This window comes from Vibrio sp. M250220, from assembly GCF_036533795.1.
In the GTDB taxonomy this organism is placed as follows: Bacteria; Pseudomonadota; Gammaproteobacteria; order Enterobacterales; family Vibrionaceae; genus Vibrio.
Window position 1 is genome coordinate 1 of record NZ_JATABI010000026.1, and the last position, 26904, is coordinate 26904.

A 26904-nucleotide genomic window follows, 5' to 3' on the forward strand; every position below is an offset into this window, starting at 1 on the left:
AGGCCACGGGCGGCGAAGATGAGAATTTAGATTTTTTCTTCTTCATGCATTAAGCATGACGGCTAGAAATGATCACTCAATTAGGAATGTTGGATCAATTGCGTTAACTCACACTTTTTGTCAATGGACTGCTGGTGAACGCTTACCAAAATTCTACAGATGAGTTATTTGAAGAAGTACAGCTATCGCTACTTGGTGCATTAATTGACAGTGAAGGTGAACCACTAACCACACCAGAAAAGATCAACACTTATCTAGAAAATTCTAGTGTTGATTCTCTTGATCTATTGGTATGGCAATTTGAAGAGCAATTAGCCTCCCCTATCCTTAATAGTAAGGTGTTTAAGGGTGCTATGAGCCACTTGGAGCAGTTTAAAGGTATGTTTAAGGCAATGTTACCAGATGTAGAACAAGACGCTGAGACTGTAGCTGAATCAACATTTAATGCTAAAACTGGTGAGTTTGAGAAGGGTGAAGGTAGTATCCTACTCAACAAACTATTAGAAGCGGGTGTTATTGATGGTAGTAAAGAGTCAGCTAATAAATTTTTTGAGGGTGACAGTGTTGAGGTAGTCAAAAAGATTGCAGCAGCTACTCAAGGGATGGATCAGAAACAACTTACATTTGCACTAGAGGCATTTGGTTCAGACCTTACTAATGTTGTTGTTGGTATGCGCTCAGAGGAATTTAAAACGGCCTCCGCTAATGCTACTACTTTTAACGATAGTGATATGGCAGATGCTAACCGCTTTATGTCTGAGTTGAATAAGTTCACTTCACAGCTTGCTGCTATCCCTCTTGGTATGTTCAAAGAATTTACTAATAGCTTATCCCCTAGCACTCTGGAGATGTTTGGGAAGATTGGTAAAGTGTTAAGTAATGTAGCTACAGTGTTTGGTGAGATGTTAAGTGTAGTTTTAAATGTTATAAGTTTAGCACTTAATCCCCTTCTGGATGTGTTCGTATCCCTAACGGATGCCTCAAAAGCTACGTGGAGCGCATTAGCAGAGGGAGTGGAGGAAATGACTACTTGGTTAGATGACCTACTCAAACCTTTACAAGATGCACTGACAGCAACTATTAACGCTGTGATTGATAGTGTGTTGAGTATTGTTCCTGATTTTATGTTACCTGACGATCTTAAATCAGAGAACCGACAAACTAAGCCTATTATCCCTAATACACCAGTAGCTACAACACCTAAACCTACAACTCAAACGGTTACTGTAAACCAAGGTAACAGTGAAGTAGCTGTGTACAGTACGTTAACCCTAGATGGTAATGTAGTTGCTAGACAAGTGGTAAATACAGAGGCTTTTAAAAATGCACAATATAGTAACGGGTGGTATTAATGTTTTATAAAAAATGGCAAGAATATTGGGGTATTAGTTACCGTATCAGTTTTGGTATTAACACCTCTCTCAAAAGTAACAATATTGATGGGGCTATTGCAGCCCCTGAAAAGCAAGATAGAGATTTACAAGAATTGTTTGTATTACCCTCGAAACACTATGTAAAACATAACCTAGATGACCCAAGAGGTTTTACATTTGAGTTTGAAGGGCAACAAATTGCTAGTGCTCACGGTAACACGACGGAGCAACAAATACTGAGTTTATACAACTTAAGTAAAGAAGAGGTTGCAGAGCTAAGTGATCCTCGTTGTGTTGTACAAATCGAAGCAGGTTGGCAAGGTAAAGTAGTTCCCGTGTTTTTCGGTACTGTTAAGCGTATAAAAACAACAGGTTTACCGCCAGACCTTCGCTACGATATCAGCTTAAGTAGTGCAGGTATGCAGTTTAACAACACATTACTTAACGTTAGATATGCAGAAGGTTTAAGTGAAGCCGATGTTGTAAGGGATTTGATTAAAAAAGGTGGGCTTAATGCAGGTACTTTAGTAATTAATCACCTTGAGCAAAAGAAGCTTAGATCCGGTGGTAGAGGTTACAGAGAAAAGGTAGATACAGCTTTAAACCGTACATTAGATAAGCATGATTTAATTTATAGTGTGGTTAACGGTAAAGTTAATATCTTTCCTAAACTTTGGCAACCTATTCACAACGATTCAACCTTGACCCGTACAGTGTATGATATTCCTGTAGAGGCCATTAAACAGATAACAGATGTTACAGAAAATGAAATGGTAACAGAAGATATGGGTGAAGCTACTGCACGAACACTAACCCTTAATATGTTGTATGAAAATATTAACATCGGGGACTTTATCACTATACCAAACAGCGACTACACAAAAGAGTTTACAGGTAGCTGGATTGTTACAGGTAGACGTACCATTTTACAAAGTGTTGGTGCATGGGATATCGTTTTACAAGTGGAAGAACCGATATTTAAAAACTAGCAACACTAATACTATAGCCTCCCTTCGTGGGAGGTTTATTCATTGCATAAAAATAACCCCACTAGAAAAAAACTTCTTGACTTAAGCTTCGCCTAGTGGGGTCTATTCTTACTCGCAGCAATCCGGCTACTAATAGGTGCTCCCTGCATCTATTCCTTGATAGTACGCTGAATCCTTCAGCACTTTCCTTATCATCGCCTTCCTAGCGGTGTCCTTCGCTTTCCATGCCAATTATTCATCCTGAATAATCGAATCTTCTTCCTGAAGATGACCTATCCTTGGGTCTTTCCTGTTCCGTGTCTGCATCCTGCCGACGAATTAAGATTAAGCGAACGGTATTTTTTCACAACGGGTAAATTTTCATTTTTGATAACTTTTCCTTTGCTCAAGAAACATACAAAACATTTAATATTAATAAGTTACGATTAACTTTACTGTTTTTCTCAAACAACCAAGCTCTCAATGCTCACGACCTCGTGAGAGATCTCGCACAAGGTGACAGGCGCATCACTGCATTCTTCTATTTTGATAAAGTGACTTGGATCACTAAGCCTCCTTGTACGAGAGTGAATCCACCAAACAGAAGCGCTTTTTTCTGGACTAACTGCACTTAAATTAGGATATTATGACCAGATCAATATCACAGAACTCAATTAACCTAGTTCAATTCTAGGCCGATATCTTTTAGAGGACAGACTCAATGATTTCTAAGTGGGCTCAACGTTTTTACCAAATGGCGGAATTAGTCGGCTCTTGGAGTAAAGATCCGTCTACTCAGGTTGGCGCCGTTATTACTAAACAGAACCGAATTGTCTCTGTGGGTTTCAATGGCTACCCACACGGTATTTCCGATAGCGCGATGACCGATGATCGAGAGATGAAATATTTGAAAACGCTTCACGCAGAAGAAAACGCCATTTTGTTTGCTAAACGTGATTTAGATGGATGTGAAATCTGGGTAACTCACTTTCCTTGCCCGAATTGCGCCGCTAAAATTATCCAGACAGGTATTTCCGCAGTCCACTGCCCTGAGCAAACAGCTGACTTTCTATCCCGTTGGGGAGACAAAATCACCGTAAGCCAAGAGATGTTTTTGCAAGCCGGCGTAAAAGTGAACTGGCTGCCATTGAGCGAACTTGGTCAACCTTAATTAAAATTTAAGGTCTCAAACAATTGTTGTGATTTGTAGGGTTTAGGCAGATAAGCGTCCATACCAACGCCAAAACAATTCTGAATTTCTTCAGGCAATACGCTAGCCGTCAAGGCAATAATCGGCGTGTAATACTGCCATCCTCTTGAGTAAATGGCTTGAAAATTTCACTCAGCTTTTCCTGTGAAATGCCTACCCCACTGTCAGCAACATGACAAACGAGGAACCCTTCCTGTGCTGCCACTTCAATACTGACCGATCCCTGTTGGGTGAACTTCACCGCATTACTGAGCAAGTCCATCAGAACTTGTTTAAAGCGAGAGTCATCGATATCAATATGGTTAGAAAGATCATCCGCGAACTCAACTTTCAATTCGACGTCCTGCTTTAGCGCTTTTGAACTAATCATATTAATTGTGTCAAACACCATTTCTCGTAAACTGACGCTGTGAATTGATAGCATCAGGTTTCCAGATTCAATCTTAGACAAATCTAAAATATCGTTGATCAGCACTAGCAGGGCATGAGACAAGGTATCAATGTCCGACAAAATCTCTTTCTGGCTGCTCGATAGATGGCTATCCGAGAGTATTTCCGCCATGCCAATAATTCCGTTTAGGGGCGTGCGAATCTCATGGGACATATTGGCAAGAAAGATACTTTTTGCTCGGCTGGCTGCCTCAGCGTCTTCTTTTGCCATTACCAGTTTTTGTTCATACTCTTTTTGTTGTTCTATGATTTGGTTGAGCTCGCTGTTGATTCGCATCAGGGTGCTATATCCCCAGGTAAACATCACAGTAAAAATGGTAACGCCTAAAATTGCGATTAACCACAGTGCTTGCTGAAAATCTCGGCTAGCCAAAATGTCGAGTAGCACATCGATCTGCTCAGAGTCCGCGCCGAGATTAATAAATTTGTCCAAATAGAACTGCTGCCTTTCACTGATACGAAAGTACTCCTCCGCATAATCTGTGTATACCCAACCGAACCAGTTGATTTCCTGAGTCAGCCAAGCCTCTCTCTCCATCCAGTAATAGAGCCAACTCAAATCAGAAAGCACCAAATCTAAGCTGTGAATCGCAATCGAAGAGTTATGGCTAGCCAGTGGTTGCACTTTCAAGCAGAAGCTATCTTAACCAAGGATATTAGTGCTAACTGGTATGCGGGGCTAGATTACAGTTTGGGGAAAATCACACCTTATATTCAATATGGTCAGGCTCGGGTTTCAAGAACCAGCGAAAGCTACTTAGTCGGATTTCGTTATGACTGGACACCACAAATCAATACATCTCTCGAATGGCAACGGTTCACAGGAGAGCAAAACGTGATCAGTGGACAGTTTACTCAGTTGCAAGATCCGAGCAAACCGCTCGCGTCTAAAGTCGATGTCGTTTCCGCGGGTGTATCGTTTACCTTTTAAGTGTATTAATCAACTCTGATCACAGACAGGAGAGATAAATCGCATTCTTGTTACACATTTTATGTGTGACAAGTATTTTTTATCACGAAATAAGCTACATCCTTTAAAAATGTCAATAGGCGATCCCTCGTACTCATTACAGTATTTTTCGCCAAATCACCCTCAATCTATGGCCTTTAGGTCTCATATTAATTTTACTAGCAGAATAAGATGTTAGACCTTACAATCCTGCCGCATAAAAATTACAAAAATAATACATAGTTTATTTATCTCTACCTGCTCCCCTACAACAGCAAAGTAGAGTCAGTCCCCAAAACGTGAAAGGTCCAAACGAAACATGAGTCCAGAGAAACATCTTTTAGACTGGCAAACTAGCCAAACGATTGCGGAATCTATTTCTCCCCTGCTTGGTCAGCTTTACCGTCAGAAAGGCGTAGAAGTTTTACTTTTCGGTAAAACACTAGTCAACGCGGCAACCATTGATATCATCAAAACTCACCGTCTAGCACGCCGTTACACAGGTACTTCTCTTACCCCAGAACAAACTCTTCCACTGATTAAAGCGTTATCTGAAATGGAACTGTCACCATGTCGTGTCGACGTTGGTCAGCTTGCGCACGAGTTCTGGAAAGGACGAGATGATGAGCATGGCGTAAAGGATTTCCTTCACACTGCTCTAATGGGTGCTATGGATGGCAAGAGCGTTACGGAACCACGTGACGTCGTGCTTTACGGCTTTGGTCGTATAGGCCGTCTGCTTACTCGTCTACTTGTTGAGAAAAGCGGCCCAGGCTACCCACTAAGATTAAAAGCCGTTGTCGTTCGTGGTGGTAAAAAAGGCGATCTAGAAAAACGCGCGAGCTTGCTACGTCGTGATTCTGTTCACGGTCAGTTCAATGGCAGCATCATTGTTGATGAAGAGCGCAAAGCAATCATTGCAAATGGCAACTTTATCCAGTTTATCTACGCAAACAAACCACAAGAAATTGATTACACCAGCTATGGCATCAAGAACGCTCTCGTTGTTGATAACACAGGTGTATGGCGTGATGCTGAAGGTCTGAGCCAACACCTAGAGTGTAACGGCGCAGAAAAAGTTCTGCTGACGGCTCCAGGCAAAGGCGACATTAAGAACGTTGTGTTTGGTGTTAACGACAGCGTTATTCAACCTGAAGACACGATTATTTCTGCGGCGAGCTGTACAACGAACGCTATTACTCCGGTACTAAAAGCGATCAATGATAAATACACTGTCACTTCTGGTCACATTGAAACCGTTCACTCGTTCACTAACGACCAAAACCTAATAGACAATTTCCACTCAGGAGAGCGCCGTGGTCGTAGCGCTTCGCTAAACATGGTATTGACTGAAACGGGTGCAGCGAAAGCGGTTGCCAAAGCACTACCTGAACTAGCAGGTAAGCTAACTGGTAACGCAATTCGAGTACCAACTCCTAACGTCTCTATGGCTGTTGCAAACCTTAACCTAGAAAAAGGGACTAACAAGGAAGAGTTGAACAACTACCTACGTGAAGTCGCTCTGACCTCTGAGCTAGCGGCCCAAATCGATTACACTGAATCTACTGAAATCGTATCAACAGACCTTGTTGGTTCTCGTTTTGCTGGTGTCGTTGATGGCGCGGCGACGATTGCTCAAGATAACCGTTGTGTTCTGTACATTTGGTACGACAACGAATTCGGCTACAGCTGCCAAGTTGTTCATTGTATGGAACAGATGATGGGTGTTCGTTACAAAACGTTCCCTACAAAATAATCTCGCGGGATAAATAAGCGGGTTCTATTGAATAGAGCCAGCTTATAACAGAATATCGCTCTCACCTTCTCGGGAGCAAAACTCCACAACACTAATACCTATAATAATCCCCCGTAGTTGCCACTTCTGTTTTATGGAAGTGGCCTTTTTGTTTTCACCACGAGAGAGTATCAAGTGCCGTCTATGCTACGGTTTTTATTTGGAGACTTCTTCAAATTCACCCTCAATAACGTTTTTACGATTACCTTGGCTGAACATAGGGTGGTTCATTTTAATTGCTCGTTCGAGTTTTTTACCTGTAATAAGCGCCGCTATCGTTAGCGGTATAGCTAGAATCAAGCCAAATATGAGGGTAAATAAACCGATGAAAAGCGCAAATACGCCAGTAATCATTCTATTCATAATCAATCCTCTATTAAGTTAGCTTTAGCTTAACGAACTCAAAATGAATCAAACATGAACAGAAGTTTTAAAAAAACGCCCAACAGTGTTGGGCGTTATTGTTACTTATCGATTGGGAATAATTTGCTTTCAAATACCGTCGCGTAAACGGGTATATCTTTAAGATTGTGTACATCCACTTTGTACGGGTCTTGCTCTAGAATCGTAAAGTTCGCCACTTTACCTACTTCAATACTGCCCAGACTGTCTTCCATTCCCCAAGAGTATGCCGCTTCAATCGTAATACCACGAAGTGCTGCATCCAGTGACAAGGCGAGATCCGGACGCAGGGCTTGTCCTTGGTTTGTTTGACGTGTTACAGCGCTCCACGCTAACAACAATGGATCTGATGGAGCCATAGGCATATCAGAGTGAAGTGACACAGGAATTCCTTCTTTCTCGATCGTGGCTAGGCGCACCATAGAGTGAGCTCGCTCTTCACCTAGACCCACCTCACCAAAACGTTGGCCAAATCCAGTAACGTAATATGGATTGACGCTGATAATAGCCCCTAACTTTTTCAACTCTTTGATCTGTTCATCGGTCGAGTTTGCAAAGTGAACGATTGTAAAGCGGTGATCATCACGAGGATATTCAGCCTGACGACGCTTCATAATCTCTATTAGTTTTTCAACACCTTCGTCACCATTTACGTGTACGAGGATCTGGTAATCTTTTTCCCAGAACGCTTTCGTAATGGCTTCCACATCTTCTGGTGTTTGGATCCACTCTCCATGGTGACCATCCAAGTAGCCATCTTTCATTTTCATCAGCTGTGAAATGATTGCGCCATCAAACAAGATCTTAATCTGCTTGTCGAAATAACGAACTTTTCCCTCTTCCGGTAAGGTTTTAGTCACCTCTTCGACCGCTTTAACCACTCCTTCTTTACCCTTCATTAGGAAAGGCGTTTTGCTCTCAGGAGTGAAGAATGAATACATAGGCGTCGATTCTGCGCCTAATATTCTCAGATACGTTTCTGTCATCTCGGCTGGGATAAATGCCCCTGGCTCATTGTAGGCTGTGACGCCTTTTTGATGCAGCATCTCAACCATCTGATTTAGACCAAACTCGAATCTTTCCTGATTGCCAAGATCTTTGTAGATACGTGGCAGCAAGTAAATAAGCGCCCCACCTTCCCAGAAATGGCCGTTAGCAAGATCAGATTGCCCTTGCACTTCAGTGCCAAGTGTATCTATATCCTGTTGATTTAGACCATAGCGTTCGACAAAGGCGCTATTAACATAGAACTCGTGCGCCGAACGGTGCCAAACGGCGATCGGGCGAGTTTTGGAAACGCTATCCAGTACCTGGCGATTTAACTCACCATGGAAAAAATTGTTATAGCCCCATGTCCAAAGTACCTCATTGGGATCAGTCAGTTCAGCCTCAACCGTTTTGAGTGCAGCTAGATATTCCTCATGACCTTCAACAGCTGGCCATGTGCGGCTTGGAAGTTGCCACTCTTCTGGAGCGATCACTGGCATGCTCAATGTAAGAGCACCTAAGAAGGGGTGAAGATGTTGCTCTATAAAGCCTGGCATAATCACTTTATCACCGAGATCAATCACTTTCGCGCTCGGATAAAGTGCTTTCGCCTTATCTTCTTGACCAACAAATAGAATCTGACCTTGATCATCAGCAAACACGGCTTCCGCTCTCGGCTGCTCGTCGTTCATGGTAATCACAGAGCCCCCCAAGTAAAGCGTACCTGATGGCGCGGGTGAACTGTTTGCAGTATCAACTTTGTCTGCTGGGCTGCATGCACTTAATAACGCAGACATACCGAGTACCGCAGCAGCCAAATATGTTTTTCTAGCCGTAAATAACTTCATATTATCTCTCTTACTTATCTATTCGAATCCTGCATCAAAACAAACGATTTTCTTGGCAGACGATTTCATAACTGACGCGTATTTATCCACATTTAACAAACAAATAATGTAGGGCAATACCTCATTCCCTACGCGTATCAAAAATGAGACTTCTTAAATCTGCATACGACTACAATATCAGGCTTCAGACCTTGTTTTTGCGTCTAAACTCCAATAGATGTTGCAGATAATTGACAGTTTTGTTATCTAGTGTTTTAACGAGTCGCAAACACACCTATAACAATAAGGATTGACAGATGAGTACTGGTCAACGAGATATAACCTTACGTTTTCTAGCTGAGCCCGGAGATGTTAACTTTGGCGGTAAAGTCCATGGTGGCGCCGTAATGAAATGGATAGATTTAGCGGCATATGCTAATGCTGCCGGATGGAGTGGTAAGTATTGTATTACTGCCTACGCAGGCGGAATTCGCTTTGTTCAACCTATTCATGTGGGTAACTTGGTCGAAGTCAGTGCCAAAGTGATTTACACAGGTCGAAGCTCCATGCATATCGCAATCGATGTACAGGCTTGCGATCCTAAAGAGCTCAAAAATCGTCTTACAACTCACTGCATCGTGATCATGGTAGCAGTGGATGAAACAGGTACACCAACGTCTGTTCCAGAATGGATTCCAGAGACACCTGAAGACATCGAATTACGCGACTCAGCCATCCGTCTGATGAATATGCGCAAGCAGATCGGTGAAGAGATGGAAGCTCACGTCAAGTATCTGAAATAACCCATTCAACACACGGTTGTGATGGCAGAGAGTGTTTTGGCACCACAACCCAGCCTCTGTCATTTTTCTTTCATGTTTCTTTGTTTAAATCCTTGAGCACAGACACAATTGAAGGAATAGACCTTGAACCTGAGTCAAACCACATTGAGTGAAACAACGCTGTTAAACCTTAAAGCGATCGAATATCAATGGGTGAGAACAATGTACGTTGAAGGATATAACGACACAGAGATTAACCACTACATTCGTACTTGCTTCGGTGGTGATGAGCTGTTTGCTGATCTCTTTCGCAAAGTGGCGTTATCACAGGAAAGTATCTACGTGCTTCTGCAACATTTAGGCTGTGCACCTTCTAACCGCGAGCTATAAATCCTAGCATTTCTGTGTTTTTTGCCGCAACTATCTGCAACGCGTCTATGCGTTGCATTTTGTAATCACCGCCTCCTCGCAACACAGCTATTCGACCCTGCCGTTCCATTTTTGCCTCCGTATAATCCCTTGGTAGCTGAATTTCAGACATAAAAATACCCGGACAAGCCGGGTAATGGTTACAAAAACTGTTAGTAGTCAATAGTAAGGAATCTAGCTAACAGCCAGCTATGCGTAACGCCAGTTATGCTCTCTTCTTAACTGATCGGCGGCCAAACCAAAAGTGTTAAGCAGAGAAACAAATGGGCGACCTTGCGGTCGCCCTTATCGTTCTTATTAACCTTTCACACCACCGGCGGTCAATCCTCCGACCAACCAGCGCTGAGCAAGTAAGAATACGATGGTTATTGGTAAGGCAGACAGTACTGCTGCCGCTGCAAAATCGCCCCACAAATAGTTTTGAGGGTAGAGGTATTGCTGCATACCAACCGCTAATGTGTAAGAGTTTACATCAGAAAGTAGCAGCGACGCCACAGGAACTTCTCCTACAACACCAATGAACGACAGAATAAACACTACCGCAAGAATTGGCACAGAAAGAGGGAGTAGTACCAATCTAAACGCCTGCCAAGGTGTCGCGCCATCAAGAGCTGCGGCTTCTTCCAATGAGGTGTCAATCGTTTCAAAGTACCCTTTGATGGTCCAAACATGCAGTGCGATACCACCAAGGTAAGAGAAAATTAGACCACCGTGTGTATTCAAACCAAGGAACGGAATGTACTGACCCAACTTATCAAACAGCGCATAAAGTGCCACAAGGGCTAGCACGGCTGGGAACATCTGAAAAATCATCATTGCTTTCAGAATCGTTTCTTTGCCTTTAAAACGCATACGAGCAAAAGCGTACGCTGAAGTAGTAGACAGAGCCACAATAAGCACAGATGTAATACTCGCAACTTTCACAGAGTTCCACAACCAAGTAAGAACAGGGAACGGCGGTGGTGTAACCGAGCCATCAGCGTTTGTAACAGAGAAACCTAATGCCAGTTTCCAGTGCTCCAGTGACGGATTATCTGGAATCAGGCTACCCGTTGCGAAGTTACCTTCACGGAATGAGATCGCAACCACCATCAGTAGTGGGAAGATAATCGCTGACAAGAAAATCCATAGGGCAATATGCGTCGCCCATACGCGGTATTTAAGTGACTTACCTTGTACCATTGCCATTGTCAGTACTCCTTAATCTTGAGACAGCTTAGTGAAGCGTAAGTTGAGTAGTGCCAATCCACCAACCAATAGGAAGATAAGCGTTGCGATAGCACTTGCCAGACCAAAGTCCTGTCCACCACTACCTTCAAAAGCGATACGGTAGGTGTAACTTACAAGTAGGTCGGTGTAACCCGCTGGCTCAGAAGTACCAATCATGTTTGGTCCACCTTGAGTCAACAACTGAATTAGAACAAAGTTGTTAAAGTTGAACGCGAAACTCGCAATAAGTAACGGAGTAAGCGGCTTGATCATCAACGGCAATGTGATAGTACGGAAGTTATCAAAGAAGTTAGCACCATCAATTGCCGAGGCTTCGTAAAGGTCATCCGGAATCGCTTTAAGCAGACCCATACACAGAATCATCATGTAAGGGAAACCTAGCCAAGTGTTAACGATGACGATCATTGCCTTCGCCGTTAGCGGGTCTGAAAACCACGATGGACTGATACCAAATAGTGCTTCTAGTACCATGTTGATCTCACCAAAGCTTTGGTTAAACAAACCTTTAAAGATTAGGATTGAGATAAACGCTGGCACTGCGTAAGGCAAAATTAGCAACACTCGGTAGATTGCACGACCCTTAATCTCCTCCCATTGAACGATACTCGCAAGTACCAGACCAATGATCACGGTCAGACCAACGGTCAACGCTGAGAAAAGAATTGTCCAAATGAAGATGCTGACAAACGGTTCTTTAATACCTTCGTCTTTCCAAACTCGCTCAAAGTTCTTCGCACCAATGTCGACGACAAAACCTGGAGATACCGTCGCACCACTAAATTGGCCGTTCTCATCAATAGGCTGGTAGAAACCAATCTCCATGTTTGGACGTAGAGTTTCACCAGTACGGTTGTTGTAGAGCGTCTCGCCGTCATCTTGCATCGTGTAGAGCGGTACAACCGCAGCAAACTTACGTAAGCCGCTCATGCGGATATCGTCACCATTTGGAAGGTGCAGGTCGAGATTACCCAGTGCCACTTTGTGGCTGATAATCGTCTTAATTTGTTCCTTGTCACCCTCGATCGAGTCAACAGGCTTCAAATCCATATCGGTTGCTGTCAGGGAAGCAAGGTCAAAAACATCAGTTGCTAGCAGTTGATCACCCTTCTTAATTGAAAGAAGGTGACCTGTCTCTGTTTTATACAGAGTGAATGGATAGCTATCACCACTTTGGAATGTACGATCCATCAGTACCACTTGGGCACGGTCAAATGAAAGTTGGTTTTTCGCACTGTAGTTAGTGAAAGCAAGACTGACCGTGTAAGCAAGAGGGAACAGGATGAATAGAATCATGCCTGCGATGCCTGGATAAATGTAACGGTGTGCGTATGTCTTTTTACTACCAAAAATGTACAACGCCAGAGCGGTTAAAATAAGGGTAAGTAGCGCAAAAGCCGTCTCACCACGAGAATACATAAGAACGGTTGCGTAGCCATTAACAATACCAACAGAGGCCAATACGCCCCATTTGATGAATACGCTTTTACTTGATGGCAAGCTCGTTGTTGTAGATGGCATAACATCTGTACCTTGAACTGACTGCATAAGAGAACCTGCTAGCGATAATAAAACTTGAAAAGGAGGAGAGGTTACCCTCTCCTCAAAAGGGTATTACTAAATTATTTGGTCATTTGTTTTTCTGCATCAGCAAGTGCTGCATCTACAGTTTGGCGACCGTCAACAACGTTAATGATTGCGTTTTTAGCGGCACCCCAGAATGCGCCCATTTGTGGGATGTTAGGCATGATTTCGCCATTCATTGCGTTGTCCATTGTGGCTGCAATACGCTTGTCAGCATCAAGTTCACGTTGGAATGAGTTAAGAGCAACCGCACCAAGTGGTTTGTCGTTGTTTACTTTACGTAGACCCTCGTTGGTTAGTAGGTAGTTCTCAATGAACTCAACCGCGAGATCTTTGTTTGGTGAAGCAGTGCTGATACCAGCAGTTAGTACGCCAACAAAAGGTTTTGAAGATTGGCCGTTGAACTTAGGTAGCGTCGTTACACCGTAGTTAATGCCAGACTTTTCAATGTTACCCCAAGCCCATGGGCCATTGATTGTCATTGCTGTTTTACCTTGGTTGAACGCTGACTCAGAGACAGAGTAATCCATGTCTGAAGAAATCACGCCTTTGTCGACAAGACCTTTCACAAAGTTCATTGCGTCTTTAACGCCATCTTTCGCGATACCTGCATCTTTCACATCGTAGCCAGCTGCACCATATTTGAATGCGTAACCGCCATCAGCTGCCATTAGAGGCCATGTGAAGTACGGTTCTTTCAGGTTCCACATGATTGCGGATTTGCCATCTGCTTTTAGCTTAGCGTCTAGAGCCGCGACTTCTTCCCAGCTCTTAGGTGGATTTGGTACAAGATCTTTGTTGTAGATAAGAGATAGAGATTCTACCGCTACTGGGTAGCCGATTAGCTTGCCGTTGTACTTAACTGCATCCCAAGCAAAATCGACAATACCTTCTTTAAGTTGTTTTGACGGGTTCACTTCAGCCAGTAGACCCGCTTCTGCGTAGCCACCGAAACGGTCGTGGGCCCAGAACACAATATCAGGACCGTCGCCAGTTGCAGCAGTTTGTGGGAACTTGTCTTGAAGTGCGTCAGGGTGAGCAACTGTTACCTTGATACCAGTATCTTCTTCAAACTGTTTACCTACTTCAGCAAGTCCATTGTAGCCTTTGTCACCATTGATCCAGATCGTTAGTTGACCTTCTTCGATAGCAGCATTTGCGCCAAATGAGCCAAGAGCAACAAGAGTTCCTAGTGCTACTGTGCTTAGGGCATTTTTCATGTTCATATCCTTTTTATATTTGTGTTGTAGGGCTCAACCAGAGGCTTCACCGTATTTCAGCAGTTATTTTCAGCCAAACGAATCAATGGCTCATCCTCCTACTCCCTACGCCCTCGCTATTATGGACTATTTTCGTGATCTCCATCGATACAGGTTAGCGACCTAAGTCACAAATCAACTCTCGAACGTGATCGAACTCTATATAAATGCAAGCAATAATTTGAACTTGATCTCTTTGTGCTTTCTCATCCCTTGATAACCTCATCCCCTCCTACTCCCCCTACAATTATTGCGTATAGGAGGATGTCGCTGACCTCATTTTTCCGCAAACTGCAGTCATCCAAGAGTGGATGGTAAGAACCCTTTCCAGTAAGACATGAATCATGTCACTGGTTGCAACGCCGCGAGGGTTTGCTAAGAGTACACAAGTGACATAGGTATTCAGGTAACTGATTCAACCGGGGGAGACGCTTGTGTTACACGGGGGAAGTAAACTTGACTTTGGCTTGATGGGTGTCGCGAGGAACTCCTTCACCCATATTTTCTTACCTGTAAAAAATCCATTTTCTTACCTAATTCCTACTATTATTGCCTTGTCCATAATTCATATAATGATAGGCAGTAAAATATAAAATTGATCGAGGACGAGCTAGATGGCGAGTGTCACGTTAAAAAATGTATGTAAAGCTTACGGTGACTTACTGATTTCAAAGAATGTAGATCTAGACATTCAAGAAGGTGAGTTTGTCGTATTTGTTGGTCCATCAGGCTGTGGTAAATCTACACTGCTACGCTGTATCGCTGGCTTAGAGGACATCACTTCCGGCGACCTATATATTGGCGATGAACGAATGAACGACGTTGAGCCATCAAAGCGTGGGGTCGGCATGGTGTTCCAGTCGTACGCACTTTATCCTCACCTAAACCTTTACGACAACATGTCTTTTGGTCTCAAACTTGCCAAAGCGGATAAAAACGAAATAGATAAACGCGTTGAACACGCAGCGGAAATCCTCCAGCTCAGTCATCTTCTAGAACGTCAACCAAAAGCGCTTTCTGGTGGTCAGCGTCAACGTGTTGCAATCGGGCGAACACTCGTTTCGCAACCCGATGTATTCCTACTAGACGAACCTCTGTCTAACCTAGATGCTGCGCTTCGCGTACAGATGCGTTCAGAGATCACAAAGCTACAGCGCAAACTGGGCTGCACCATGATCTATGTAACGCATGACCAAGTAGAAGCGATGACCATGGCTGACAAAATCGTGGTATTGGATGCTGGTTTTGTCTCTCAAGTGGGCAAGCCTTTAGAACTTTACCACTACCCACAAAACCGATTTGTTGCAGGCTTCATTGGCTCTCCTAAAATGAACTTTATGAGTGTATTTATCGAAGCCGTTGAGAAAGAGCGCGTTATGGTTCAGTTGGCAAACGGGACGACTTTCTGGATCCCTGTCGATGGCACGACAGTGACGCGTGGTGAACGTATGTCACTGGGTATCCGTCCTGAACATTTACTACCGTCAAATCAAGGTGACGCAATCATTGAAGGTGAAGTCAATATCGTCGAAAAACTAGGTAACGAGACACAAGCTTATCTACATATCGATGCCGCTGATGCAGACATGATCTTCCGTCAACCGGATACCCTAGCGGTTGAACCAGGTGATAAGTTATCTGTAGGCATTCCAGCTCACCGTTGCCACTTGTTCCACAGTGACGGCAAAGCATGTCGTCGATTGTATAAAGAATCTGGAGTGGAGCTCGACTAACAAGTCTGCTCATTAAAACTCCCGCTGATAGAAAGCCCCTACTCATAGGGGCTTATTTAATCTCTATAGGCGATCATCATTGTTTCAGCCATACCTAGCCCTGTTTTCTTGTTTTGTAACGAGGTTTCAGCATAAGGCTACGCTGATTAACTGATGTAGCTGATCAGATCGTAACTTCCTGATTTAGTTCCATCAAATTACCCAACAAAGTCGTGGAAAATCGCTATTACTTCTGTTTTTTGTCTCTGATGGAGGTATAACCGTACTCATCAATCAGATTTTTCGCTTCATCTTCCGCCAAGTAGTGTACAAACTCTTGAGCGCTTTCGCTCAGACGACTTTGATCGTAAAGCACTAAGAACGGGCGGGCCAATCCATACTTCCCTGACGCAATGTTATTGGTATTAGGATCGACTCCCTCAAACTGAATTGCTTTAATCGAACTATCTACCGAACCCGTTGAAATAAAACCAATCGCCTGCTTGTTATGGTTAATGATCGTTTTAACCATACTATTGCTATTAACGACTAAGTTATCTGGATTGATGTCCGAGACCATTCGACCGTTAATCGTCTTAGTTAAGCCCATTAAGCTTTCAAAGCTATAACGCGAACCTGAAGACGCTTCTCGCGTTACCACAGCAATTTTTTGGTCACTACCACCGATCTGCTTCCAGTTAGTAATCTTGCCCTTGTAGATATCAAACAACTGATCTCGTGTCACATTGTCAACCATATTCGACTTATTCACGACAACAGCGAGTCCATCGTAAGCAATTGGCATCACCGTCAATGATTCAGTTTGTTCACTCTCAGTCAGGTAACGCGAGCTCATTCCTATGTTTGCAACACCCTTATTAACAAGCGTGATTCCCGCACTTGAGCCTACACCTTGAACCGCTATAAAGCTTTCAGGGTGAGTGGCATTGAATTTTTCCGCTAAGACATCCATGATACGTGCAACAGAAGTTGAACCTGATACGTTTACTTCTTTCGCAAATATTGGCGCTGAAACCAATGATGTAGATAAAAGTGCAGCCAGCGCAATGCGAATCATATTTTTCTCCTGATAGTTGATAGACTCGAGTTAGCCGACCTCATAATATTTCCATAAGATGACAATTTTGTGAAAAACTGGGCAGATAAATAGTTCTGATGTAAATAGTATCTGTATACATTAGGTATTCTGCTCTGATTAGAATACAGCACATTACTGAAGTGAGAGTGCAATGGGATTAGTAAGTTTGCTACAACGTCAGGTTGAAAGTCGTGCAGAGTCGATCTGTAAAATGAGAAACCAAAACACACCAGCCGAGTTAGGTAAAGCCCGTTACGAGGTCACCAATAACGGTGTCATCTTCATAAAACAGCATTTCTTACTCGATTCAGCTCACTGCGATTACATGGATTATATTGCGAAACTATCTTGGTGCGCCAATACCCAACGTTGGCAGTTGTTCATCCCCCATGAAACTCAAATAGACACTTGGATACCTTACCCATTTCTACCTCACAGTACCGACTTGACCGCCCTGATACGAGAAATAGATAAAGATCCCAAACAGATGTTCTGGAGTGATTGATAGCGAGCGCATTCCATTGCCCAATAAACAAGGCCACTCCCATTTCTCATCTTCTTTGTGTAGGAAATATCGTATTTAATCCAAAACTATAAATGTTACTCCTATAAATCAGGTTATATTCTATGAAGGTATTATAGAATATGACATGTATTAATATGAACAGTTGAGTAAGAATTGACATACATGAGTCACATCTAAATAAGGATAAGGGAAAAGCAATTACTTAATTACCTATATCGATCATGTAGCTAATGTTTTTATTCAGCTCACGTAACAGTAGCACAAAACTAAAAAGAAGTAATGGAATGGAAAAACACACCGTCCTTATATATGATGACCACCCTATCGTGTGTGAGTCACTTAAAATCATCTTATCCCGAATTAAATCGGTTGATAATATTATCTGTACTAGCAATTACAAACAGGCTATCAGCATTATCTCTTCACATGAGTTTGATCTATTAATCTTGGACGTCAACTTAGATAGCGCCGATGGATTTCAGTTTTTCCGACGAGCAAAATCTCACGGATACAGTGGAAAAACTGTGTTTTTCTCCTGTAATAGCCAAGACTACTGCTCTAAAGTTGCTTATGAACTGGGAGCAAATGGCTACATAGATAAATCGGAGGGTCAGGACGTTATTATTAACGCCTTGGAAACGGTACTGAGTGGTTATAACTTTTTTAAGTCAAATCAGAGAGATATATCATCTAAGGTGCCCAAACTATCCAATCGGGAGGTGATGGTATTGAACTACTTATTGCAAGGAAAATCAAATAATGACGTGTCGCATATTTTGGGGTTGAGTCCAAAAACAGTGAGTACATATAAGCGAAGAATCTTAGACAAATATGGCGTATCAAGCGTTATTGAGTTAATTGAAGTCAGTAAGCGAGAAGCAATTACTGGTGATTAACCTTTTTTGAGAATAAAAAATATGCGCAACGGTTATTTGAAATGCCAGTCAGACGACTGGCATTTTTTCGCAGGTAAGAAAGGTTACGAATCTGTCTCAGAAGCGGCCTCTTCTACACACTCTAAGTCAGCAAATACTTGAGTAGGTTTGGCAACTAAACTACGCGTATCCTGATTAACTTCCGTTAACACCACTTCAAGAACATCACCCAAACGGTATGTTAGTTCTTTGTCGACAGAAACTGTGCCCATGTCACCATTGCAATCCAGACGCTCTTTATTGGCTAAGATGAGAGAACCAGGGATAAAGGCTGCGGCACCATTCTCTAATAAACGAACACGCATGCCTGCACGGTTGATATCAAAGATTTCACCTTGGAATTTGGTTTCTTTCGCTGGCTCTTCCGCCAACGTACGAGCATATAGCCAGTCACCAACGTTACGTTCAGCAATCTTGTGGTGCTTTCTATGAATCGCCAACTCTTCGCCAACGGTTTCATCTGCAACTTGCTCAGGCTCTTTGCCTAAAATATGCGCTTTCAACATACGATGATTGATCATGTCACCATACTTACGAATTGGTGAGGTCCAAGTCGCATAAATGTCTAAACCCATCGCATAGTGTGGTAACGGCTGATTGCCCATTTCACTGTAACTTTGGAATTTGCGAATGCGGTTGTCCAAGTAACTCGTCTCTTGTTGGCTTAACCAACGACGTAACTCAGCAAATCCTTCCAACGTTGCCACAGACTCTACAGTGAACGGCAAATCGCCTTCTGCATTGACGAACGAGATAACATCTTGGAGTTTCTCAGCTTTAAAGCCAGAGTGAGTGTTAAACACACCTGAATTAAACGCCTGCTTCAGTGTACGTCCTGCGCAAATATTGGCGGTAATCATCGCCTCTTCAACCAAACGGTTCGCACTGCGGCGCATATCGGCATGAATCGCGACCACATCGTTGTCTTCACTGAGTTCAAATCGATAGTCTGGACGATCAGGGAACACCACTGCATTCTGTTCACGCCACTGTGCACGAGCCAATGAAAAGTCGTATAAGTCACGGACAACTTGCGCCATTACTTCGCTTGGTTGCCACTCACTGGATGAACCAGACTCTAACCAATCAGACACATGGTCGTACACTAGGCGTGCATGAGACTTGATATTGGCGGCAAAGAACTGGATATCATCCGCAATCACACCATCTTGTCCGACGGTCACAGTACAGCAAAGGGCTGGGCGAACTTCATCTTGCATTAATGAACATAATTCATCAGCAAGGTCTCTCGGCAACATTGGGATATTACGCCCAGGTAAATAGATAGTAAAACCACGTTCGCGTGCCACCTTATCCATTTCACTGTCTGCTGAGATATACGCCGTTGGATCCGCAATAGCGATAGTGAGTTCAAAATCACCGGATTGAGTTCTCTTTGCATACAGAGCATCGTCCATATCTTTGGTAGATGCGCCATCAATTGTGACAAACGGAATGTGAGTCATATCGATACGTTCTAGATCGGCATCATCTTTAATTTCCCAGTGTTCAATACCAGCAGGTTCACTATTGGGTAAATCATTCTGAGCCAGTGTTACCCACCAAGGTGCGATCTTATCGTCCGCATCGGTGATTTTGTGGCTAATCTCGACAAAGAAACCATTGTCACCTTTTAGCGGGTGGCGAGTTAAATGACCGACGACCCAGTCGCCCTCTTTTAGATCATCGCTTTTAATACCTTTGCGTGTCTTCGCTTTTAAAGCCAGCTTTTTAAACTGCGGATGATCGGGGGTGACATTTAGGTTGCCTTTGATCAGTTTCACGCGACCAATAAAACGAGTTAGACCTTGCTCAATCAGCTCCTCAGGTTCCGCTACTTCACGCTCTTTCTCTGTACGGATAATGGCTTTGACTTTGTCACCATGCATACATTTCTTCATATATGGTGGTGGAATAAAGAAGCTCGTTTTACTGTCGACTTCTAAGAAGCCGAAGCCTTTCTCAGTTGCCTTAATCGTGCCTTCTTTCTTAGGAAGCGTTTCTTGAATTTGCTGCTTGAGTTGAGCCAGTAGAGGGTTATCTTGGAACATCTATCTTGTTTTACCGAGTAAGTATCTAACCAAAAACACTCCGCCCACTATATCACTGCGTCTATAGCCTAGCTAGCGCATAAACATGACAACTTATCGTTTCGTCATTAATTCAATCAGTTACCCTATGCCGTAAAATGGTCAGATTTCATGCTATTGGTGTATCGAGATGAGCAAGATATAAACTAGATGACTTAATTCAGGGAATAATTGTGATGAAATTCAATTTTTTCTAGCTTTTTTTATGCTTTTAGGGAATAATCCGCCCCCTTATTTACGTCCCTAGTGGCTTGATGCGATTTACGACTTTTCCGCATCTGAATGGAATCAGCTCTCAACTGGATTGGTATTGGAATTGGTAGAGCTCGTGGGACCTTTTGTTGACATATATAAAGTAGGATCCCAATGACAGATTCCGTAATTCAGTTCAGCGACCTAGCACTTAACGACTCAATCCTTTCAGCTCTTGAAGGTATGGGTTTCGTTTCACCAACTCCAATTCAGGCTGCGGCTATCCCGCACCTATTGGCAGGTAAAGACGCACTAGGTAAAGCTCAGACTGGTACTGGTAAAACTGCGGCTTTCTCTCTACCTCTTCTTAACAAGCTAGACCTAGCACAACGTAAGCCTCAGGCTATCGTTCTTGCACCAACTCGCGAACTTGCGATTCAGGTAGCGGCTGAAATTAAGAACCTAGGTAAAAACATCGATGGCCTTAAAGTGCTCGAGATCTACGGTGGTGCATCTATCGTTGATCAAATGCGTGCACTTAAGAACGGTGCGCAAATCGTAGTCGGTACTCCTGGTCGTGTTCAAGACCTTATCAACCGTGATCGTCTGCATCTAGACGAAGTTCATACATTCGTCCTTGATGAAGCAGACGAAATGTTAAACATGGGCTTTGTTGATGATGTAACAGAGATCATGGAGCACGCTCCAGAATCTGCGCAACGCGTACTATTCTCAGCGACTATGCCTCCAATGCTGAAAAGCATTGTTGAACGTTTCCTTCGTGATCCAGAAACGATTGACGTTGCTGGTAAAAACCACACGGTAGACAAAGTAGAACAACAATTCTGGGTTGTTAAAGGCGTAGAAAAAGACGAAGCGATGTCTCGTCTTCTAGAAACTGAAGAGACTGACGCGTCAATCGTATTCGTACGTACTCGTCAAGACACAGAGCGTCTAGCAGACTGGTTATGTGCACGTGGCTTCAAAGCATCGGCACTACACGGTGATATCCCTCAGTCTCTACGTGAGCGTACTGTTGATCACATCAAACAAGGTGTTATCGATATCCTAGTTGCAACTGACGTTGTTGCACGTGGTCTTGACGTTCCACGTATTACGCACGTATTCAACTACGACATCCCATTCGATGTTGAATCATACATCCACCGTATCGGTCGTACAGGCCGTGCTGGACGTAAAGGTAAAGCAATCCTTCTAGTTCGCACTAACCAGCTACGTATGCTGCGTACTATCGAACGTGTGACTAAATCATCAATGGAAGAGATTCAACTTCCTCACCGTGACAAAGTTGCAGAGTCTCGTCTAGCTAAACTAGGCGCAGAACTAGAAACAGAAAAAGAACACAAAGCACTAGAAAAATTTGCTGAGCTTGTAGAAAAGCTTCAAGAATCTCTAGAACTAGACGCAGCGACATTAGCCGCTATCCTGCTTAAGCGCCAACAAGGTAAACGTCCACTGTTCTACATTGGCGAAGACCCAATGACTGAAGCAATTGAGCGTGACAAGCAACGTCGTAAAGAGCGCCGTGAAGGTGGTCGTGACGGCGGACGCGAAGGTGGTCGCTCATTCAATACTCAAGATTGGGATACTTACCAACTTCAAGTTGGTCGCGAGCAAGGTGTTCAGGTTAAAGATATCGTTGGTGCACTTGCAAACGAGCTGGGGCTGACTAAAGGTTCTATCGGTGCAATCAAACTAGCACAAGGCGAAACTTACGTTCAGCTACCAAAAGCGATGTCTTCTGAAACTGCTGGCAAACTACGTAAGCTACGTATCCGTCAGAAGCAAGTTGACGCTGTAGTCTGTGACTTCAACGATTTCCGTGAGCCACGTCGTAGCGGTCGCGATGGTGGACCTCGTCGTGACGGCGGTTTCCGTGGTAACCGTGAAGGTGGTAATCGTGAAGGCAACCGTGAAGGTGGCTACCGTGGTAACCGTGAAGGCGGTCGTGATGGCAACCGTGAAGGTGGTCGTGCTCGTCGTGAAGGTGAACGTCGCTTTGACCGTAACCGTGGTGGTGATCACCGTGGTAACTACCGTGGCGAACGTGGTCACGGTAGTAGTACTCGCAGCGAAGGTTAATCTACTGCTTGAATACAAAAAAGGATACGCATTGCGTATCCTTTTTTTATTTGTTAATCATTTAGCATTGTCGCGAAAAACATACTTATCCATCATCGACACCATGCGACCAATTTCTGGTTTAGTAATCGTGTCATTTGCACCTAAGGCCAATGCTTTCGCTCGGTTGTCTTCGCTCATCAGTGACGAAAACATCACAATTGGAATGTTAGCGTAAGCTTCACTATCTCGTAACCGTTTGACCAAGTGCATACCATCCATTCGCGGCATTTCCACGTCAGTCACTACGCCGTCGATCAATTCACTGACTGGTAGATTCTCTTCTTTGGCAACTTCAATCAAATTCATTAATTTGTCGTGTGCCTCACCGCCATCTTTACACGCAATGACGTTGTAACCAGAAGAGCTCAATGTATCTTGAATCATCGAGCGGATGAACGCTGAATCGTCAACCACCATCAGAGTCTTGGCGTTGCGCTTCTTGACCATACGTTGGTTAAGATCCACGCTCTTATCCAAAGTCACATCGTATTTTTCCATACTCAGTTCTGGGTTGATGTCAGCAATGATCTTCTCAAAATCCAATATCATGATGAGATTGCCATCTTTACGAACTACAGCAACCACACAATCTTGTTCACCCGCTTCCAAAAACTGGCTAGGTGACTCGACATCATTCCAAGAGATTCGATGAATGCGGCTAATGCTATCGATTAGAAAACCATTAGTCATATTGTTAAAGTCAGTCACAATAACGAATTTACGTGAGTTGTCATTTGAGGTCGGAACACCAAGCCAACCAGCCAAATCCACCAGTGGTGTTAAGATGTCTCTTGACGAGAACACCCCAACCATATGAGGCTGTGCATTTGGGTAATCTGTCGTATCTGGTACTTGAATTACTTCACGAACCTTAGCGACATTAATCCCGTAATAGCAGGTTTTCTTTCGACCGTCCGGCAACTCTTTGACTAAATGGAACTCGATGATTTCCAGCTCGTTGGTGCCGCTTTCCGTTAAAATCGTACTACTTGATCCGCTCATAATTCTACTTTCAATATTTGCTCATTATTAGTTATCGTCATCAATGACTAATACTTTGATACTTTTTAACTGCAATTCAATATTTTGTAAATCTAATCAGCAGACTGACTTCAAACTTCTTACTATCTGCTAGTTTGACTACAACATTTACTCAACTTGCTGCCAGTGGGATGGCATGTTTAGCCCCAACGCGACAGCTCACTTTTCGAATAGATCGCCTTACCTTGGTTTCCGGTCACAATCGGTATTACGGTTGATGCGCCTTGTACTGCAAGTTGAAGGAAGACGATGGAAATTGGCTCATCGTACAGTTTTAGGAGCATGTAGCTAAGTGCATTGTCGTCACCCAGCATGACGATATCAGGCTTAAACTCTTGATAGGCGGTAAAAGCCTGATCTGATTTCCGTTCAAATTGTTCCATCGGTAGACGTTTAGTGTCCATCTGAAATGTTTCGAACTCAATAGAGGGCAACAACGTTTGCTTTATGCCTTCGATGTAACTCGCATCCCAAGAGTAACCTGAGTGATAACTTTCAATAAGTAGCACTTTGGTTGCTAAGGCTTGTGACGAAAAAATAAGGCAAATGACTATCCAACGCATTGGGCTCTCCTACCGTATTTGTTAAGTGTAGTTGCCCTTCCACAACCTTCCACTTTATGTCGTTAATCACAATCAAATCTCGAGGTCTATACTGAACTTCCTGTAGCCCCGAGATTACAAGGAGAACTCTCGGTAATGATGAACAGCTTACCCGGTGTTTTGACTCAGGTTATTTCTAACTTAATCATCAATAGCATCAATCATGCGTTTAATGAACAACCCAATCCGGAGATAAGTATTGAATTTGAACAAGAGACTTCCGTCAACTGTTGAGTAGCGTGTTTCTGGGTTACTTTATGTTTTGTACGGTTGCCCTTTCAACTAGAGTAGGCTCTAGCTGAACCACTTGTGCGTCCGTTGCGCCTTTTTCAAGTCGATTAAGCAGCGCTTCCACCGCCGCTTTTCCTAAGCGGTATTTTGGCTGATGGATAGTCGTCAGTGATGGGCTCATAAACTTAGCAATATGAATATCATCGTAGCCAATAATTGAAATATCTTCAGGAATACGAATCCCTTTCGCGTTAGCTGCGTTGATCACCCCCATTGCCATCATGTCGTTACAGACAAAAATAGCACTCGGTAATCTGCCTTTCGCAAGCATTTTGTTGAATGCCTCAAACCCGCCTTCACATTCAAAGTCCGCTTCAATGATCCAATTGGCGTTAAAGTCTAAGCCTGATTCATTCAGTGCGCGTTTATACCCTTCATAACGCATTTGGGCTTGGTGTTTTACCAACGGGCCGGTAATACAGCCAATCTCGGTGTGACCTGAATCGATAAGATGTTTTGCCGCCAGATATCCTCCGCGCAAAGAGTTATCCTGAATCTTATCGCTGGTAAACAGCATTGGCCCCCAGTCCATCACTACCACGGGAATATCAGGGTACTGTTCGAAGACTTCGATGCGCTCTCCTTCAAGTGAAGAACACATCAGGATCAAACCGTCGACTCGCTTTTGCAACAAAGTATTGATAGACTCTCGCATTCGCTCATGGTCGCCTTCAGTGTTACACAAGATAAGATTGTAGCCTTGATGATAGCAACTGCGCTCAACACCTTTCACGACCTCACCAAAGAAAGGGTTGGTCGAAGTCGTCACCAACATCCCAATGGTCTTCGTCCTGTTAACTTTGAGACTTCTTGCTAAAGCTGACGGACGGTAGTTAAGTTGTTGAGCCGCACTATTCACCCGCACAGAGATCTCTTCGCTCACATAGCGTGATTTGTTTATGACGTGGCTAACCGTGGAAGTCGAGACTCCCGCAAGCTTTGCAATATCTTTCATGGTTGCCATGTCATTTTCTCCATCAAATAACGATCTCTACGACTCACTGTGTTCGGCTAAAAATGTATCCACTTCTTCTCTGGTTGGGATTGACGTCTGTGCACCAAACCGAGTTACTGAGATAGCCGCCGCTGCATGAGCAAACTTAATCGCTGATTTTAGAGGTAAATCTTCCAACAGACCAGTGACCAATGCCCCATTAAAGGTATCTCCTGCGGCAGTGGTATCCGTTGCGTCGACTTTAAAGCCCGAGATCAGCTCGCCTCGGCCATTCTCACTCAACCACACACCTTTGGCACCTAAGGTAATCAAAACAATTTCGATGCCCTTACGGTGTAACGCATTTGCGGCTTCTTGCGCACTCTCGTCGTCAGTCACCGTGATGCCTGTTAACACTTCTGCTTCGGTTTCATTCGGCGTAATCACATCAACACAAGCGAGCAGTTGATCAGACAGTTCACGCGCTGGAGCTGGGTTTAAAATCACGTTAGTTGCGGCGCTTTTTGCAACACTGGCTGCTTTTTCGATACCACACATTGGTGTTTCAAGTTGCATCAGTAGGAATCTTGCACCACGGATGCGCTCCAAATCGGATTCAATCGCTTCAGCGGTCAGTTTGGCGTTGGCTTCAGCAGAAATACAGATACTGTTTTCACCACTATCAGAGACTTGAATCATCGCAATGCCAGTTGGGCAGTTTGGCTCCATTTTGACACCAGCGATATTGATGCGATCCATCTTAAAATTTTCTCGGATATTGATACCGAAAGCATCATCCCCAACACAGGCGATAAAACCGGTATCCGCATTAAGACGTGCAGCAGCCACCGCTTGGTTTGCGCCTTTCCCACCGGGAATAACTTGGTAATTACGACCATGAAGCGTCTCGCCAGGGCGAGGAAAAGAAGGCACTTGAAGAACATGGTCAGCGTTAACACTACCTAAAACCACTAACTTATTCATAAGGTAATCCTCGGCTCAATTGAGCCTTGCAAATGTGAACAGGAGTAATAGCGATAAACTTTGCGACAAAGCTCATGGCTATTCGCCCTCCGCACCCTGTTTAAGCGGGAG

General features: G+C 43.7%; 23 protein-coding genes and 1 pseudogene. 12 read left to right on the forward strand and 12 right to left on the reverse strand.

What is annotated here, in order from left to right:
* Nucleotides 1-134: 134 nt before the first annotated feature.
* The 3 genes from QTN94_RS10565 (at nucleotide 135) to QTN94_RS10575 (ending at nucleotide 3512) form a co-directional block, all read left to right on the forward strand.
* A complete protein-coding gene (locus tag QTN94_RS10565) occupies nucleotides 135-1352 on the forward strand; it encodes a hypothetical protein (RefSeq protein ID WP_331427620.1) in 1218 nt (405 codons plus the stop codon).
* Complete coding sequence (locus QTN94_RS10570) at nucleotides 1352-2362, forward strand: hypothetical protein (protein ID WP_331427621.1); 1011 nt, start codon at nucleotides 1352-1354, stop codon at nucleotides 2360-2362. Before QTN94_RS10565 ends, QTN94_RS10570 begins: the two co-directional genes overlap by 1 nt.
* Nucleotides 2363-3062: 700 nt before the next feature.
* Nucleotides 3063-3512 (forward strand): dCMP deaminase family protein, encoded by a 450-nt coding sequence (locus QTN94_RS10575; protein WP_138973198.1) that lies wholly within the window; start codon nucleotides 3063-3065, stop codon nucleotides 3510-3512.
* 121 nt (nucleotides 3513-3633) lie between these two features.
* Here QTN94_RS10575 and QTN94_RS10580 read toward each other — a convergent pair.
* A pseudogene (locus QTN94_RS10580) lies at nucleotides 3634-4626 on the reverse strand (sensor histidine kinase); the annotation flags it as partial.
* On the opposite strand from QTN94_RS10580, the gene QTN94_RS10585 reads away from it, so the two are divergent.
* Together QTN94_RS10585 and QTN94_RS10590 are read left to right on the forward strand one after the other, a co-directional pair.
* Complete coding sequence (locus tag QTN94_RS10585; protein ID WP_331427622.1) at nucleotides 4606-4932, forward strand: hypothetical protein; 327 nt, start codon at nucleotides 4606-4608, stop codon at nucleotides 4930-4932. The pseudogene QTN94_RS10580 and the gene QTN94_RS10585 sit on opposite strands and share 21 nt — an antisense overlap.
* Nucleotides 4933-5269: 337 nt before the next feature.
* On the forward strand, nucleotides 5270-6706 hold the full coding sequence (locus tag QTN94_RS10590; RefSeq protein ID WP_331427623.1) for a glyceraldehyde-3-phosphate dehydrogenase: 1437 nt from the start codon (nucleotides 5270-5272) through the stop codon (nucleotides 6704-6706).
* Nucleotides 6707-6901: 195 nt separating this feature from the next.
* Here the strand turns inward: QTN94_RS10590 and QTN94_RS10595 are convergent, their stop codons facing one another.
* Entirely contained in the window at nucleotides 6902-7108 is a 207-nt protein-coding gene (locus tag QTN94_RS10595) for a hypothetical protein (protein ID WP_331417481.1), read from the reverse strand.
* Nucleotides 7109-7209: 101 nt separating this feature from the next.
* Complete coding sequence (locus tag QTN94_RS10600; protein WP_331417482.1) at nucleotides 7210-8982, reverse strand: amidohydrolase; 1773 nt, start codon at nucleotides 8980-8982, stop codon at nucleotides 7210-7212.
* Nucleotides 8983-9278: 296 nt separating this feature from the next.
* On the opposite strand from QTN94_RS10600, the gene QTN94_RS10605 reads away from it, so the two are divergent.
* Entirely contained in the window at nucleotides 9279-9764 is a 486-nt protein-coding gene (locus QTN94_RS10605) for an acyl-CoA thioesterase (RefSeq protein ID WP_269375683.1), read from the forward strand.
* Between the two features lie 123 nt (nucleotides 9765-9887).
* Complete coding sequence (locus tag QTN94_RS10610; protein ID WP_269375684.1) at nucleotides 9888-10133, forward strand: hypothetical protein; 246 nt, start codon at nucleotides 9888-9890, stop codon at nucleotides 10131-10133.
* 336 nt (nucleotides 10134-10469) lie between these two features.
* On the opposite strand, the gene malG is transcribed toward QTN94_RS10610, so the two are convergent.
* The 3 genes from malG to malE form a co-directional block, all read right to left on the reverse strand.
* Nucleotides 10470-11360: a maltose ABC transporter permease MalG gene (gene malG / locus QTN94_RS10615; protein WP_331427624.1), complete on the reverse strand. Its 891-nt coding sequence runs from the start codon at nucleotides 11358-11360 to the stop codon at nucleotides 10470-10472.
* 12 nt (nucleotides 11361-11372) lie between these two features.
* Nucleotides 11373-12947, reverse strand: coding sequence for a maltose ABC transporter permease MalF (malF, locus tag QTN94_RS10620; RefSeq protein ID WP_331427625.1), 1575 nt, complete (start codon nucleotides 12945-12947; stop codon nucleotides 11373-11375).
* Nucleotides 12948-13021: 74 nt separating this feature from the next.
* Nucleotides 13022-14203: a maltose/maltodextrin ABC transporter substrate-binding protein MalE gene (gene malE, locus QTN94_RS10625; RefSeq protein ID WP_331417484.1), complete on the reverse strand. Its 1182-nt coding sequence runs from the start codon at nucleotides 14201-14203 to the stop codon at nucleotides 13022-13024.
* Between the two features lie 653 nt (nucleotides 14204-14856).
* Here malE and malK point away from each other — a divergent pair.
* Nucleotides 14857-15975, forward strand: coding sequence for a maltose/maltodextrin ABC transporter ATP-binding protein MalK (gene malK, locus QTN94_RS10630; RefSeq protein WP_138973190.1), 1119 nt, complete (start codon nucleotides 14857-14859; stop codon nucleotides 15973-15975).
* A 226-nt stretch (nucleotides 15976-16201) separates the two neighbouring features.
* Here malK and QTN94_RS10635 read toward each other — a convergent pair whose 3' ends face one another.
* Nucleotides 16202-17032 (reverse strand): phosphate ABC transporter substrate-binding protein, encoded by an 831-nt coding sequence (locus QTN94_RS10635; RefSeq protein WP_331427626.1) that lies wholly within the window; start codon nucleotides 17030-17032, stop codon nucleotides 16202-16204.
* Between the two features lie 172 nt (nucleotides 17033-17204).
* Here QTN94_RS10635 and QTN94_RS10640 point away from each other — a divergent pair, with 172 nt between their 5' ends.
* Together QTN94_RS10640 and QTN94_RS10645 are read left to right on the forward strand one after the other, a co-directional pair.
* Entirely contained in the window at nucleotides 17205-17558 is a 354-nt protein-coding gene (locus QTN94_RS10640; RefSeq protein WP_331427627.1) for a DUF3024 domain-containing protein, read from the forward strand.
* Nucleotides 17559-17863: 305 nt separating this feature from the next.
* On the forward strand, nucleotides 17864-18475 hold the full coding sequence (locus QTN94_RS10645; protein ID WP_331427628.1) for a response regulator transcription factor: 612 nt from the start codon (nucleotides 17864-17866) through the stop codon (nucleotides 18473-18475).
* Nucleotides 18476-18558: 83 nt separating this feature from the next.
* On the opposite strand, the gene rnb is transcribed toward QTN94_RS10645, so the two are convergent.
* Entirely contained in the window at nucleotides 18559-20565 is a 2007-nt protein-coding gene (gene rnb, locus QTN94_RS10650; RefSeq protein ID WP_331427629.1) for an exoribonuclease II, read from the reverse strand.
* Nucleotides 20566-20970: 405 nt separating this feature from the next.
* Here rnb and QTN94_RS10655 point away from each other — a divergent pair, with 405 nt between their 5' ends.
* Nucleotides 20971-22899: a DEAD/DEAH box helicase gene (locus QTN94_RS10655; protein ID WP_331427630.1), complete on the forward strand. Its 1929-nt coding sequence runs from the start codon at nucleotides 20971-20973 to the stop codon at nucleotides 22897-22899.
* Between the two features lie 57 nt (nucleotides 22900-22956).
* On the opposite strand, the gene QTN94_RS10660 is transcribed toward QTN94_RS10655, so the two are convergent.
* Together QTN94_RS10660 and QTN94_RS10665 are read right to left on the reverse strand one after the other, a co-directional pair.
* Entirely contained in the window at nucleotides 22957-23943 is a 987-nt protein-coding gene (locus QTN94_RS10660) for a chemotaxis protein (RefSeq protein ID WP_138973184.1), read from the reverse strand.
* 179 nt (nucleotides 23944-24122) lie between these two features.
* Nucleotides 24123-24545 carry a hypothetical protein gene (locus QTN94_RS10665; RefSeq protein ID WP_331417489.1) on the reverse strand — a complete coding sequence of 141 codons (423 nt, stop codon included), beginning with the start codon at nucleotides 24543-24545 and terminating at the stop codon, nucleotides 24123-24125.
* Nucleotides 24546-24680: 135 nt separating this feature from the next.
* On the opposite strand from QTN94_RS10665, the gene QTN94_RS10670 reads away from it, so the two are divergent.
* Nucleotides 24681-24818 (forward strand): hypothetical protein, encoded by a 138-nt coding sequence (locus QTN94_RS10670; RefSeq protein WP_331417490.1) that lies wholly within the window; start codon nucleotides 24681-24683, stop codon nucleotides 24816-24818.
* 16 nt (nucleotides 24819-24834) lie between these two features.
* Here the strand turns inward: QTN94_RS10670 and QTN94_RS10675 are convergent, their stop codons facing one another.
* The gene (locus QTN94_RS10675; protein ID WP_331417491.1) at nucleotides 24835-25839 is read right to left on the reverse strand and encodes a substrate-binding domain-containing protein; all 1005 of its coding nucleotides are present in this window, start codon (nucleotides 25837-25839) and stop codon (nucleotides 24835-24837) included.
* A gap of 27 nt (nucleotides 25840-25866) precedes the next feature.
* Entirely contained in the window at nucleotides 25867-26793 is a 927-nt protein-coding gene (gene rbsK, locus QTN94_RS10680) for a ribokinase (protein WP_331417492.1), read from the reverse strand.
* Between the last annotated feature and the right edge of the window lie 111 nt (nucleotides 26794-26904).